This is a genomic window from Labedella gwakjiensis (genome assembly GCF_003014675.1).
GTDB classification, from domain to species: Bacteria; Actinomycetota; Actinomycetes; order Actinomycetales; family Microbacteriaceae; genus Labedella; species Labedella gwakjiensis.
In genome coordinates this window covers 3,224,916-3,238,565 of record NZ_PYAU01000001.1, presented here as the reverse complement: position 1 = coordinate 3,238,565, position 13,650 = coordinate 3,224,916, and the positions used below count along the sequence as shown (strand labels likewise).

Here is a 13,650-nt window from a genome sequence, read left to right as displayed (position 1 = left end):
GTCCGACGGACCGGTGGCCCGGCGAGCGGGCCATCAGACGTCGATGCGGTCCCTCGACAGCCGATCGGAGCTGTCGATGATGAACTCCTTGCGTGGCGCCACGTCGTTGCCCATGAGCAGTTCGAACACGTTCCCGGCCATCTCGGCGTCCTCGATGCGCACGCGACGGAGCGTGCGGTGCGCGCGCTCCATCGTGGTCGACGCCAGCTGCTCCGCATCCATCTCGCCGAGACCCTTGTACCGCTGGATCGGCTCCTGGTAGCGCTTGTTGCTGCGCTTCAGGCCGGTCAGCACTCCCTGGAGTTCCTGCTCGGAGTACGTGTAGATGATGTCGTTCGGCTTGGAACCCGGATTGACGACGACGACCCGGTGGAGGGGCGGGACGGCGGCGAAGACACGTCCGGCCTCGATGAGGGGACGCATGTAGCGGAAGAAGAGCGTGAGGAGGAGGGTGCGGATGTGGGCGCCGTCGACGTCGGCGTCGCTCATCAGGATGACCTTGCCGTACCGCGCGGCCTCCAGGTCGAACGTGCGGCCGGACCCGGCACCGATGACCTGCAGGATGGAGGCGCACTCGGTGTTCGAGAGCATGTCGCTCACGGAGGCCTTTTGAACGTTGAGGATCTTGCCGCGGATCGGGAGCAGCGCCTGGAACTCGCTGTTGCGGGCCAGCTTGGCCGTTCCTAGAGCCGAGTCGCCCTCGACGATGAACAGCTCGGTCGAGGCGACGTCGCTCGAGCGGCAGTCGACGAGCTTCGCCGGGAGCGTCGAGCTCTCGAGCGCATTCTTGCGACGCTGCGTCTCCTTGTGGGCGCGAGCCGAGATGCGAGTCTTCATCTCGGCGACGACCTTGTCGAGGACGAGAGCGGTCTGCGCCTTGTCCTCGCGCTTGGTGGAGGCGAAGCGTTCCTTGAGCCGCTCCCCCACGACGCTCGCGACGATCGCTCGCACAGCAGGCGTACCGAGCACCTCTTTCGTCTGTCCCTCGAATTGCGGCTCGGGGACGCGCACCGTGACGACCGCCGTGAGGCCCGCCATGACGTCGTCCTTCTCGAGCTTGTCGTTGCCGACCTTGAGGCGACGCGCGTTCTGTTCGACCTGGGAGCGGACGACCTTGATCAGCCCCTGCTCGAAGCCGGACTGGTGCGTTCCGCCCTTCGGCGTCGAGATGATGTTCACGTAGCTGCGCACAGCCGTGTCGTAGCCGGATCCCCAGCGGAGAGCCACATCGACGCTGCAGGTGCGCTCGATCTCGGTCGGCACCATCGCCCCCGAGTCCTGCAGTACCGGGACCGTCTCGGAGAACGTGCCGTCGCCCGTGAGTCGCCAGGTGTCGGTGACGGGAGCGTCGTTGGAGAGGAAGTCGACGTACTCGGAGATGCCGCCGTCGTAGCGGAACTCGGAGACGGACGCTCCCTCGCCGGTCGCCTCGGTGGCGCGCTCGTCGTCGATCCGGATGCCGAGTCCCGGCACGAGGAAGGCGGTCTGGCGCGCGCGAGCGTGCAGGTCGTCCACGTTGAACGTGGCGCCCGGGGTGAAGATCTGCCGGTCAGCCCAGTACCGGACCCGCGTACCCGTGACCCCCTTCGCGACCTTGCCCACCGACCTCAGCACGCTGCCCTTCTCGAACGGCGTGAAGGGAGCATCGGGCGTGCGACCGGCGGAGTCGTCGAAGATTCCCGGCTCCCCTCGGTGGAACGACATGGCCCACGTCTTGCCGTTCCGGTCCACCTCGACGTCGAGGCGTTCGGACAGCGCATTGACCACCGACGCACCGACCCCGTGCAGGCCGCCGGATGCGGCATACGATCCACTCCCGAACTTGCCGCCGGCGTGAAGCTTCGTGAAGACCACTTCGACTCCCGAGAGCCCGGTCTTCGGCTCGATGTCGACGGGGATGCCTCGACCGGTGTCCCGCACCTCGACGCTGTCGTCCGGATGGAGCACGATGCCGATCTGGGAGCCGTTGCCCGCGAGGGCCTCGTCGACGGAGTTGTCGATGATCTCCCACAGGCAGTGCATGAGCCCGCGGGAATCCGTCGTCCCGATGTACATGCCCGGTCGCTTCCTCACGGCCTCGAGGCCTTCGAGGACGGAGAGATGGCGAGCCGAGTAGTCTGTCACGGACACCCACACTAGTTCGCCCGCGGCTCCGAACACCCGATAGACACGGCCGCACGCCTCGCTCCGATCGGCACGTACGCGTACAGCGAAATACGTGTCAATCCGGCAGAAAGAGGATGGGCGCGTGGTTGTATTGGAAGACCACGCTGAACGTAGTAGGTCGAACAGGAGGAGCCCCATGGAATACACCACTAGCCAGAGCGAGCAGCTCGAGTCGAGCGCTCCCCAGCTCACGGCCGCCGACCGCTGCGACAGCTGTGGCGCTCAGGCATACATCCGCGTCGAGATGAACTCGGGAGAGCTCTTCTTCTGCGCCCACCACGGCCGCAAGTACCAGGAGAAGCTCGCGAGCGTCGCTCAGAGCTTCCACGACGAGACGGCCCGTCTCCTCGAGGACCAGCGCGCCTGATCCGCAGTCGCACGAACAACCCAGACGCACCAAGAATGGCCGCCACGATTTCGTGGCGGCCATTCTTGTGTTCTCGGATCGCGCGAGGTCAGGGGTGTGAGACCACGGTGTCCACGGTCACCCTGGGGATGCGCGGAGAGAGCCGGACCGCGATCTCCTCACCGATCGTGCCGGTGGCATCGGCCCATTCCTGAAGGGTCGGCTCGTTGCGACCCTCGCGTCCGAAGAGCGTGACGACGTCTCCGACCGCCACCCCGTCGGCCGTCACCGTGGACTCGACGAGACCGACGGCGATCGACGCACGACGACCGTCGATACCGACGCTGAGCGCGACCCCCTCACCCGGCAGACCGTCGACGGATCCGATCGAGAGGACGCCGCGGCCGGATGCGTCGATCGCGACGATCCGTGCGCGCAGGGAGAGCACCGGGACGAGGCCGAGGGACGACGGGGTGATCCCGTCCCCCGGAGCGATCCCGTAACCGAAGGCGCCCACGCGGACGACATCGAAGCGACTGTCGGCGCGCGCGAACGACGCGGCACTCGCCGCGAGGTGTCTGAGGAGACCAGCCCGACGTCCCTCCGAGACCGCACGTACGGCCCGTTCGAACGCGATGATCGACCGCGTGTCCTCCGCGTCGGACGCCTCCGCGATGTGCGTCCAGACGCCGGCGAACTCGACGACACCGGCATCGGCATCGCGTTCGATCGCGGCGACCAGGGATTCCCATTCCTCGGGCCGTGCCCCGGCACGGCCGAGTCCCGTGTCGATCTTGGCGTGGATCCGCGCAGGCCTGCCATTGGAGGTCTCGATGATGCGCTCCAGCTGACGCTCACTCGATACTCCGAGTTCCACGTCGCACTCGACAGCGTCGGCATAGTCCTCTTCGGGCCCGAACAGCCAGGCGAAGAGCCGCACATCGTCCGGCAGTCCTGACCGGCGCAGCTCGACGCCGACGGCCGGGTCGAGCACACCGATGAACCGGACGCCTTCCTCCACAGCTGCGTCCACGATCCGTCTCAGGCCGTGACCGTACGCATCGTTCTTGACGACCGCCATCGCCGAGGCGGGGGCGACCGCCTCACGGACCCGCCGAAGATTGGCACGATACGCGTCGAGGTCTATCTCTGCCCACACATCGGCGTTCACGACTCCACCCGTTCCACGCGGTTCCCTATCCCGGCGACGACGGCCGCCGGTTGCACGCCCAGCGCGCGTGACCAGTCCGCGAGGGCCGGATCCCCGTCGTCCGGGTCACCGAACAGCACCACAGGCGCACCGGGACGGACGAGGCGGTCGCCGAGAGAGACGACGAAGACATTCATCGCGACGCGTCCGACGATGGGAGCGACCGAGCCGTCGATGCTCACGGTGGAGACGTTCCCCGCATGGCGGTGGACACCGTCGCCATAGCCGAGCGCGACGAGGGCCGTGCACTCGTCCCGGCTCGCCCGGTAGGTGTACCCGTACGAGACGCCGTCGCCAGCCCTGATGTGCTTCGTCGAGAGCACCTCGGTGCGGAGGGAGGCTGTGACGCGCGAGCGTCCATCGAAGCCGTAGACCTCGTCGCGCACGATCCTCCTTCCGCCGGCAGGGTCGACCGAGATGCGCGCTTCGTCGAGCTCGGCTCCGCGGTCGGCAGTCGCCCGACCGACCACGATCTCGAGATCGGGTACGAGTCGACGTGTTGCCAGAGCACCGTCCATGGTGGCCACGAACAGCCTCGGCACTCCAGCGGCGCGAGCAGCGGCCGCGACCCGGTCGACGCCGAGACCGAAGGCGTCGGCCGTCACGTCGACGAGGACGTCAGCACGGTGGGCCTCTCGTGCGATGTTCTCCTCGAGCGCCGAGACGACGACGCGCAACTGCCGCAGGGGACGCATGTCCTGACCGCTAGATGGTGCTGAAGACGTGATCGATGTTGGCGAGGATGACGCCGCGCGCCTCCTCGGCGAGCCGGTCCAGTTCGGCGTGCGACGGGCCAGCCGACCAGTCGAGACCACGGCGCTCGAGGGCGCGCGCGATGAGGAAATCGGTCAGCACGGGGTTCAGCGGGAGCACCGGCCCCTGGACGCGCGTGCCGATCGCGTTGGACACGCGGACGCCGTCCTCGAAGCCCGCGGTGCCGGTGACGCCGGACGTGACACGACCGAACGGAGCCGCACCGTCGCGTCGAGTGGTGACCGTGCGGTGGTCCTCGAAGCCGACGATACGACCGACGGACGAATCGACGACCAGGTACCCGGCGTGGCGGGCTCCGGCGCGATCGGTCGACAGGGGGAAGACACCGATCCCGTCGATCGTCTCCCCGTCCGGGGTGACGATGCTCTCGCCGAGAGCTTCCATCCCGGCACCCACCGCGAGAAGAGGCAGGCCCGAAGCGACCCACTCCGTCAGGTCTGGTGCGATCCGCCGCAGGTCGTCGATCACGGAGCGGACGGCCGACAGCGGCCCGTTGCCGATCACGACGATGTCGGGCCGGGATACGAGCGCGTCACCGATCCGGTGGTGCACGACCGTCACGGTCGCGCCCGCCCGTTCGAGACGCGTCGATATCGCCAGCACGTTGCCGCTGTCGCCCGTCACCCCGAGCTCGTCGGGGTACAGCTGGGCGATGACCAGGTTTTCGCCGTCGACGCTCATCGTGCGATCTCCATGTCGCCCTGGCCCACGAGCTTGCGGGCGTACATCATCTGCTCGTAGTTGACGATCCAGGCCTTTCGGCCCGTCGTCGGGGCCGGAAGTCGGCGCATGATCTCGATGCCCTTCTTGAGGTCCGGCTCGATGTGGTGGACGGGGATCCCTGCATGCTCGAGGCGGAGGGCGATCTGCCAGCCCTTCGCACCGGAGATGACATCCACGTGATCGAGGGCCGAGAAGTCGACGTCGTAGATCCAGGAGATGTCGGGGGTACCCTCATCGATCGCCAGGAGGACCTGCTCTGGCGGTGAATCGAAGGCGTCGAGGTTCAGTTGCAGGCTCGCGCCGTTCTTGAACATCGTGATCTCGACCTGCTCGCTTCCGAACTGAAGGAGCTCGCCGCGGCCGTACGCCGGCCGCATGACGCGGAAGGCCTCGACGGCACGATCGGCCGAGAACTGGGACTCGAGCACGAGGCGAGCGGTCTGGAGCGCCGCCGCAGCGTCGACCGCGTAGTGGAGCCCGCGTGCCGGCAGCGCGACGTCGAGCGTCTCCCCGCCGATCGAGATCGATGCAGAGGTGCCAGACCAGCCGACGACCTCGGACGCCGCCTCGACGTGCCCGACGGCGTCAGGATCGCGGAAGTCCTCGGCGTTGACGAGGCCATGAGCGGAACGCGCCACGACGTCGGCGCTCGCGCCGAAGTAGCTGACGGCGGGGCGGTCCCCGGCGATCTTGCGGCCGACCTTGCTGAGGTAGGGGTCTTCACGGTTCGTCACGACGTTCGTCGACGCGAGCACCCCGGTGTCGATCATCATGTCGGCCACACGCTCGGTCTCATAGAACCGGAAGAGCTGATCGACCTGGACGTTGAGCATCAGAACGATCGACGGCCGCAGTGTCTGCGCGAGCTTGACGGCGTACGCCTCGTCGATCTCGAGGACGGCGACGTCGGCGGAGAGCCGGCCCGTGAGGCTGACCTCGCTCAGCAGGGCGCTCGTCACGCCTTGCGGGAGGTTCGCCCCCGTCGGGTTGGTGAACACGCGGAGCCCGTGGGCTCTGAGCACCTCCGACACCATGTGGGTGGTCGTCGACTTCCCGTTCGACCCGAGGACGAAGACGACGCCGCCGGGAAGCTGATCCGGCAGGCTCGGGAGGTAGCTCGGCGCGAGCCGGTTGACGAGGTGGCCGGGATAGGCCGAGCCGCCACCGCGCGCGCGCGTGACGGCCCGGGCCAGCCGGCCGATGAGGATCGGGACGGTATAGCGGAGACCCATCGATCTACTCGAGGTAGTCCCGCAGCGACTGCGACCGGCTCGGGTGCCGCAGCTTCGCCATCGTCTTCGATTCGATCTGGCGGATCCGCTCACGCGTCACCCCGAACGTGTCGCCGATCTGGTCGAGCGTCTTCGGCATTCCGTCGCCGAGGCCGAAGCGCATCCGGATGACACCGGCCTCACGCTCGGAGAGCGAGTCGAGCAGGCTCTCGAGCTGCTTCTGCAGCATCGTGAAGCCCACAGCGTCCGCCGGAACGACGGCCTCCGTGTCCTCGATGAGGTCTCCGAATTCGCTGTCGCCGTCCTCGCCGAGAGGTGTGTGGAGCGAGATGGGCTCGCGGCCGTACTTCTGGACCTCGATGACCTTCTCGGGGGTCATGTCGAGCTCGCGGCTCAGCTCCTCCGGCGTGGGCTCGCGACCGAGATCCTGGAGCATCTGACGCTGCACGCGGGCGAGCTTGTTGATGACCTCGACCATGTGCACCGGAATACGGATCGTGCGCGCCTGGTCGGCCATCGCACGCGTGATCGCCTGACGGATCCACCAAGTGGCGTACGTCGAGAACTTGAAGCCCTTGGTGTAGTCGAACTTCTCGACCGCACGGATCAGGCCGAGGTTGCCCTCCTGGATGAGGTCGAGGAACTGCATGCCTCGACCCGTGTAACGCTTCGCGAGGGAGACGACGAGACGGAGGTTGGCACCGAGCAGGTGGCTCTTGGCGCGCTGTCCGTCCTTCGCCACCCAGGTGAGCTCGCGGCCCAGCTGCGTGCGCTTCTCCTGATCGCTCAGGTGCGAGAGCTTCTCCTCGGCGAAGAGACCGGCCTCGATGCGCATCGCGAGCTCGACCTCCTCGGCTGCGTTGAGGAGGGCGACCTTTCCGATCTGCTTGAGGTAGTCCTTGACGGGGTCGGCCGTCGCTCCCGTGATCGCCGAGGAGTAGACGGGGACCTCGTCCTCGTCGTCCGTCATCGACAGGACGAGAGCGCCCTGCGGGAGCGGCTCGACGGCGGCGGCGGGAGCCGCCTCGTCGTCGTCGCCGTCCGCCGCGGGAGTGTCCGTGTCGGCTGCGGCGTCGTCCGTGGCGTCGACCGCCACGACCTCGACATCGGCCTCGACGTCTTCGGTCTCGTCGTCCGGCGCGCCATCGGCGGCTGCCGTGCTCTTCTTCGCCGCAGCGGTCTTCGTCTTGGGAGCGGCCTTCGCGGGCGCCTTCTTCTTCGCGGCGGGCTTCGTCGCGGTCGTCGTCCGTTTGGTCGTCGGCTCCTCGTCGACGACGGCCTCAGCCTTCGCCTGCGCCTGTGTGGGCGCTGCGGTCTTGGTTGCCATTGCGAACACCTTTCGGTCCTAGCGGCGGAGATGTGCGCCTACCGGGCTCGGGTTGCTTTGTCGGACAGAATTCTTCGGTGGATCTCCCGGAGAGCGTGGCGGCGAACCGTCGACGGACTTTCGGGCAGTACGAGGACCCATGTCAAGTCCCGGTCTCACGCGCGACCGACGTCTCGATTACTCCGACGTCGTACCGCCACCGCCTCACGCGAGCGAGAGACCGTGGTGACCGGGACCCGAACGGGTCCGTGCACCATTATACCCACGGATGGGAGCCCCGGATCGCCTGGGCACCTTTCCGACGGGCCACTCCCCGGGTCTGTCGGAGTCGAAACGCCGCCGGATCAGGCGGAGACCTCCTCGGTCGTCATCCGTTCGACCGCCTCAGCCTCCGAAGGAGTGCAACCCAGATCGGGCCGACGTTTATTCCCTCGTCATCGGACAGACGAGTGCGCACGGTGCGGCGAGTCAGCAGCAGGAACACCACTCCCACCCCGACGACGACGTACTGCACGAGGAAGGCGATGCGGAACGAATCGAGCCGATAGAGCTCGGCGTTCGACGTCGCACCGCGCCCGAGGGCGTCGATGACGACGCCGATCAGGAACATCATCACGAAGCTCGCGAGGAATCCGCCGACGTTGACCACGCCGTTGGCCGAACCCAAAGAACGCGCGGGGTTGTAGGTCCTCGCATAGTCGAAGCCGATGAGGGAGCCAGGGCCCCCGATCCCGAGGAACACGAGCAGGACGACGAGGACGGCCAGCGGCGGCGTGCCCGGCCACAGCAGCAGCAGCGTCCAGGCGGAGAAGACGAGGGCCACGATGAGGAGGACGAGATTGCTCCGCCGGTAAGGGAAGCGCGCGCTCAGAACGCCGAGGATCGGTCCGACGACGACGCCGGACGCGACGACCACGAGGAGCAGGGAGGCTGCGAGTCGTTCGTCGATCCCCAGCCCGAAGACCATGAAGGGGAAGCCCCACATGAGCGTGAACACCGTGCCGCTCGACTGGGACACGAAGTGGGCCCAGAATCCGAGGCGTGTACCGGGCCGCTTGAGGCTCGACACGAGAAGATCGAGCGACTGCCCCCAGCTCGACGCCCTGGGCTGCTCGAGCGAATCGTCCGGCCGGTCCGCGATCACCCCGATCACGACGACGGTCGCGAGCACGGCGAGCGATCCCGCCGTGAGGAACGCGGGCGTCCAACCGGCCGAGTGCAGCAACCACGCGAACGGAAGGGCGGAGAGGATCTGACCGACCTGCCCGAGATTGCCCACCCACTGCGACAGCTGCGGGACGCTTCGCCCGGAGAACCAGGAGTGCACGAGCCTCATGACGGCTGGAAAGATCCCCGCGTCGCCGATACCGACGAGGATGCGACCGAGCACGGCGATGGCGATGTCCGGCGCGATGGCCAAGACGATCTGACCGAGCGCCATCAGCACGAGTCCGGACAGGAGAAGGACGCGAGGGCCGATGCGGTCGATCAGGACCCCGACGGGGATCTGCGCGGCCGCGTAGACGACGAGCTGGACGACGGCGAGGCTCGACAGTGCCGCGGCCGACACCGCGAATCGATCGGCGGCCTCGACTCCGGCAACTCCGAGGGTTGTCCGTTGCAGGATCGCGACGATGTAGGCGACGATCCCGACCCAGAAGACCAACCAGGAGCGACGCGAATTCACCTCGTCAGCCTACCGGGGTCGCACCGGAGGGCCTCCGATGAGCCGGCCTCGGCTCAGACCCGACCCGGGAAGTCGTCGTCCCCTGATCGCCGACCGGCGAGGAACTGCTCGAGCTCGTCGGCGATGGCGTCGGCGCTCGGGAGCTCGCCGTCCTCGTCCGTGAGCGGCGACCGGACCGATGTGCCCTCCATGTAGGCGTCGTACCGCTGCTCGAGGGTCGTGACGAGCCGCGCGAGCTCCTCGTTGCCCGCGACCTGTTCGTCGATCCGCGACACGAATTCACGGCCGGCCCCGCGAAGCTCGTCGCTCGGCAGGATGAGACCCGTCGCCGAGGAGATGCTGTCGAGAGCGGCGACTGCGGAGTCGGGGTACTCCGTGTCGGCGAGGTAGTGGGGGACGAGGAGGGCGAAACCGGTCACGTCGGAGCCGCGCTCGGCCAGGCGGTACTCGAGAACGTGGAGGACGTTGGCCGCGACCTGGGTGTGCGGACGCCAGACGGAGAGAGACTCGATGAGGTCCGAGCGGTTACCGCTCACCGTGACGCCGATGGGCCGCGTGTGCGGGACCGGCATGGGGATCGCGTGGACCCAGGTCACACCCGACACGGCGAACCGCTCGCCGAGGTCGATGACCGCGGCGACGAAACGCTCCCACCCGAAGTCCGGCTCGTAGCCCGAGAGGAGCAGGAAGGGCCGATGCACGTCGTCCTCGGCGAGCGAGAGCTCCAAGCGCGGAGGGGTGTAGTCGGTCAGCCGATCCTGCTCGAACGAGATGATGGGGCGCCGGGCACGGTAGTCGAGAAGCGTGTCGTTGTCGAAGCGCGCGACCACACGGTGAGTGATCGATTCGAGGAGGTGCTCGGTCACCTGGGCGACGGCACCGCCGGCATCGGCGAAACCCGTGAGTCCCACCACGAGCGGGAGCCCGTCCTGGACCTCGTCCGCCACGGCGGTCAGCTCGTACAGTGCGTCGGTTCCAGGCATGTCTTCATGCTAATCGCGGCCCCGAGACGCCCGGTGCGCGCGGGCTGCGCTCAGGGCGAACAGCGCGCGACGACGCGCCGCGCCGGCACGTGGCGGGCGGTTAGCATGGCGGGCATGGCGATCCCCTCCCTCTCCCTGTCGACCGCGTCCGCCCCCGATGTCACGTGCGACGTGCTTCTCCTGTTGTCCGCGAAGTCTCCGGACGGCCCGCGGGTGTCGGGAGCCGGGTCCGCCGACCTCGCGTCCGCGCTCGTCGCCGTCGGTGCTACGGGGGCTGCGGAAGAGCTCGTGCGCCTCCCATCCCCCTTCACGTCGGCCGGATCCGTTGCGGTCATCGGCACCGGTGATGACGCCGACGCCGGCACGATCCGTGACGCGGTGGGCTCGGCCGTCCGACGGCTGGGCGGAACCGTGCACGTCGCCATCGAAGCGTCCGATCTGGACACCGATGCCGTGCGCGGCGCTGTCGAAGGCGCCCTCCTCGGCTCCTACGCATTCACGCGGTACCGCGGAACGTCGGCCGCCGACGTGAAGGCGCCCGTCTCGACGATCACGGTCCTCGTCTCCGCGACGACGGCCGATGATGACCGGACCGGCATCCTCGCTCGAGCACGCGCTGTCGCGACGGCGATCGCGTCCGTCAAGGACCTGGTCAACACACCGCCGTCGGATCTCTACCCGGAGTCCTTCGCCGACCACGCCCGTGAGATCCTCGCCGGCACTTCGGTCGACGTCACCGTGTGGGACGAGGTCGCCCTCGCCCGAGACGGCTTCGGCGGCATCCTGGGTGTCGGGAAGGGGTCGTCGCGCGGCCCCCGGCTCGTGAAGATCGACTATTCGCCGGACGGAGCAGCCCGTCACATCGCGCTCGTCGGCAAGGGAATCACATTCGACACGGGAGGGCTCTCGCTCAAGCCCGCCGGCTCGATGGTCGGGATGAAGTACGACATGACGGGAGCGGCATCCGTCCTCGCCGCCGTGGCGGCCGTCGCCGAGCTCGGCCTCGCCGTGCGGGTGACCGGGTGGCTCTGCCTCGCGGAGAACATGCCGTCGGGCACCGCGATGCGTCCGGAGGACGTCATCACGATCCGCGGCGGTCGCACGGTCGAGGTCCTCAACACCGACGCGGAGGGCCGCCTCGTCATGGCGGACGGAATCGTCGCCGCGAGCGAGGAGTCCCCCGACGTCATCCTCGATATCGCGACGCTGACGGGTGCCGCAGGGATGGCACTCGGCACCCGGTACTCGGGAGTCATGGGAGACTCCGCGCTCGTATCGACCGTGGTCGACCTCGCGGACGGAGCCGGCGAGAAGTTCTGGCACATGCCGTTGCCGTCGGAGCTCCGCGCCCTCCTCTCCTCGGACGTCGCCGACATCGCCAACGCGAAGATCGGCAACCGCAACGGCGGCATGCTCCTCGCCGGGGTCTTCCTGCGCGAGTTCGTCGGATCCGTCGACGGCACGACCATCCCGTGGGCGCACATCGACATCGCGGCGACCGCCAACAACGAAGGATCCCCGTACGGATTCACGGGCAAGGGACCGACCGGAGTGGGCGTCCGGACGCTCATAGCACTCGCCGAGAGCATGAGCGACGCGTAGTAGGGTTTGAGGGGCGCTCCGGCCCCCGCACCGCGGTCGGCAGGACCGAACGACGGACGGGCAGGAACGAGCGACCACCGCGGACACAGCGTCCAGCAGGACGTGGGATGTCCGCCATCCGACATGCACGGCCCACGAGAAGCACATCACCACGAGAAGCGCTAAGGGAGAAGCTCAGTGTCAGAGCACAATTTCGACGTCGTCGTGCTCGGAGGTGGAAGCGGAGGGTACGCCGCTGCACTCCGGGCCAGCGAGCTCGGACTCTCGGTCGGACTGATCGAGAAGGACAAGGTCGGCGGCACTTGCCTCCACCGTGGCTGCATCCCGACCAAGGCGCTGCTCCACGCGGCCGAGGTGGCCGACGTGTCGCGCGACTCCTCGAAATTCGGTGTCAAGACGACCTTCGACGGCATCGACATCGCCGGGGTGACGAGCTACCGCGAGGGGATCGTCGCCAAGAAGTTCAAGGGCCTGCAAGGCCTCATCAAGGCGCGCAAGATCACGACGATCGCCGGCGAGGGACGGCTCACGTCGCCCACCACCGTGCAGGTCGGCGACCAGACGATCACGGGGAAGAACATCATCCTCGCGACCGGGTCGTACAGCCGTTCGCTCCCCGGTCTCGACATCGGTGGCCGCGTCATGACGAGCGAGCATGCGCTGCAGCTCGACTTCGTGCCGGACCGTGTGGCCATCCTCGGCGGCGGCGTTATCGGTGTCGAGTTCGCGAGCGTCTGGAAGAGCTTCGGCTCCGAGGTGACGATCATCGAGGGCCTCCCCCACCTCGTACCCGCAGAGGACGAGGCGATCAGCAAGCTCATGGAGCGCGCCTTCCGTCGTCGGGGGATCGACTTCTCTCTCGGTGTGCGCTTCGCCGGCGTGACACAGGACGACTCGGGCGTGCACGTCTCGCTCGAGAACGGGACCACGATCGATGCGGACATCCTCCTCGTCGCGGTCGGGCGCGGCCCCGCCACCTCGGGTCTCGGCTTCGAGGAGGTCGGCATCGCGATGGACCGCGGGTTCGTCACCACCGACGACCGCCTCCAGACATCCGTCCCTGTTGTCTACGCCGTCGGTGACATCGTCCCCGGCCTTCAGCTCGCGCACCGCGGCTTCCAGCAGGGCATCTTCGTCGCCGAGGAGCTCGCCGGCCTGAAGCCCGTCATCATCCCCGACATCAACATCCCGAAGGTCACGTACAGCGACCCGGAGGTCGCGTCGGTCGGATTGTCCGAGGCGAAGGCCAAGGAGCAGTACGGGGATGACAAGATCACGGCGTACGACTACAACCTCGCCGGGAACGGCAAGAGCGAGATCATCGACACGAGCGGCCTCATCAAGGTCGTCCGCGTGAACGACGGTCCCGTCGTCGGCGTCCACATGATCGGCGCGCGCGTCGGAGAACTCATCTCCGAGGGCCAGCTCGCCGTGAACTGGGAGGCCTACCCGGAGGACATCGCGCCGCTGATCCACGCACACCCCACTCAGAGCGAGGCACTCGGAGAGGCCTTCTTGGCTCTCGCCGGAAAGCCGTTGCACGCCCTCTGAATCACGACGACCGGTGATCCGGTCGATAGAGTTGTCACACGAAGTACGG

11 protein-coding genes are annotated in these 13,650 nt (G+C 67.8%); 3 read left to right on the top strand and 8 right to left on the bottom strand.

Translation table 11 applies throughout. The features are described 5' to 3' along the window. Positions 1 to 33: 33 nt before the first annotated feature. On the bottom strand, positions 34 to 2,130 hold the full coding sequence (locus CLV49_RS15210) for a DNA gyrase/topoisomerase IV subunit B (protein WP_106565151.1): 2,097 nt from the start codon (positions 2,128 to 2,130) through the stop codon (positions 34 to 36). 172 nt (positions 2,131 to 2,302) lie between these two features. Between CLV49_RS15210 and CLV49_RS15205 the strand changes: the two genes are divergently transcribed. Beyond that, positions 2,303 to 2,533, top strand: coding sequence for a DUF7455 domain-containing protein (locus tag CLV49_RS15205; RefSeq protein WP_106564294.1), 231 nt, complete (start codon positions 2,303 to 2,305; stop codon positions 2,531 to 2,533). An 88-nt stretch (positions 2,534 to 2,621) separates the two neighbouring features. On the opposite strand, the gene CLV49_RS15200 is transcribed toward CLV49_RS15205, so the two are convergent. From CLV49_RS15200 to CLV49_RS15170, 7 genes are all read right to left on the bottom strand, one after another. Beyond that, entirely contained in the window at positions 2,622 to 3,683 is a 1,062-nt protein-coding gene (locus tag CLV49_RS15200) for an alanine racemase (protein WP_106564293.1), read from the bottom strand. Beyond that, entirely contained in the window at positions 3,680 to 4,417 is a 738-nt protein-coding gene (locus CLV49_RS15195; RefSeq protein ID WP_106564292.1) for an alanine racemase C-terminal domain-containing protein, read from the bottom strand. The genes CLV49_RS15200 and CLV49_RS15195 overlap by 4 nt, the downstream gene beginning before the upstream one ends. Positions 4,418 to 4,427: 10 nt before the next feature. Next, the gene (locus tag CLV49_RS15190) at positions 4,428 to 5,177 is read right to left on the bottom strand and encodes a type 1 glutamine amidotransferase (protein ID WP_106564291.1); all 750 of its coding nucleotides are present in this window, start codon (positions 5,175 to 5,177) and stop codon (positions 4,428 to 4,430) included. Then, the gene (locus tag CLV49_RS15185; RefSeq protein WP_106564290.1) at positions 5,174 to 6,451 is read right to left on the bottom strand and encodes a MurT ligase domain-containing protein; all 1,278 of its coding nucleotides are present in this window, start codon (positions 6,449 to 6,451) and stop codon (positions 5,174 to 5,176) included. The genes CLV49_RS15190 and CLV49_RS15185 overlap by 4 nt, the downstream gene beginning before the upstream one ends. 4 nt (positions 6,452 to 6,455) lie before the next feature. Further along, the gene (locus tag CLV49_RS15180) at positions 6,456 to 7,778 is read right to left on the bottom strand and encodes an RNA polymerase sigma factor (RefSeq protein ID WP_106564289.1); all 1,323 of its coding nucleotides are present in this window, start codon (positions 7,776 to 7,778) and stop codon (positions 6,456 to 6,458) included. 367 nt (positions 7,779 to 8,145) lie between these two features. Continuing rightward, entirely contained in the window at positions 8,146 to 9,465 is a 1,320-nt protein-coding gene (locus tag CLV49_RS15175) for an MFS transporter (protein ID WP_106564288.1), read from the bottom strand. Positions 9,466 to 9,518: 53 nt separating this feature from the next. Beyond that, the gene (locus CLV49_RS15170) at positions 9,519 to 10,448 is read right to left on the bottom strand and encodes a proteasome assembly chaperone family protein (protein ID WP_106564287.1); all 930 of its coding nucleotides are present in this window, start codon (positions 10,446 to 10,448) and stop codon (positions 9,519 to 9,521) included. Between the two features lie 114 nt (positions 10,449 to 10,562). Between CLV49_RS15170 and CLV49_RS15165 the strand changes: the two genes are divergently transcribed. Together CLV49_RS15165 and lpdA are read left to right on the top strand one after the other, a co-directional pair. After that, a complete protein-coding gene (locus CLV49_RS15165; RefSeq protein WP_106565150.1) occupies positions 10,563 to 12,050 on the top strand; it encodes a leucyl aminopeptidase in 1,488 nt (495 codons plus the stop codon). A gap of 177 nt (positions 12,051 to 12,227) precedes the next feature. After that, positions 12,228 to 13,601, top strand: a complete 1,374-nt coding sequence (lpdA, locus tag CLV49_RS15160) for a dihydrolipoyl dehydrogenase (RefSeq protein WP_106564286.1) — start codon at positions 12,228 to 12,230, stop codon at positions 13,599 to 13,601. Positions 13,602 to 13,650: the final 49 nt, after the last annotated feature.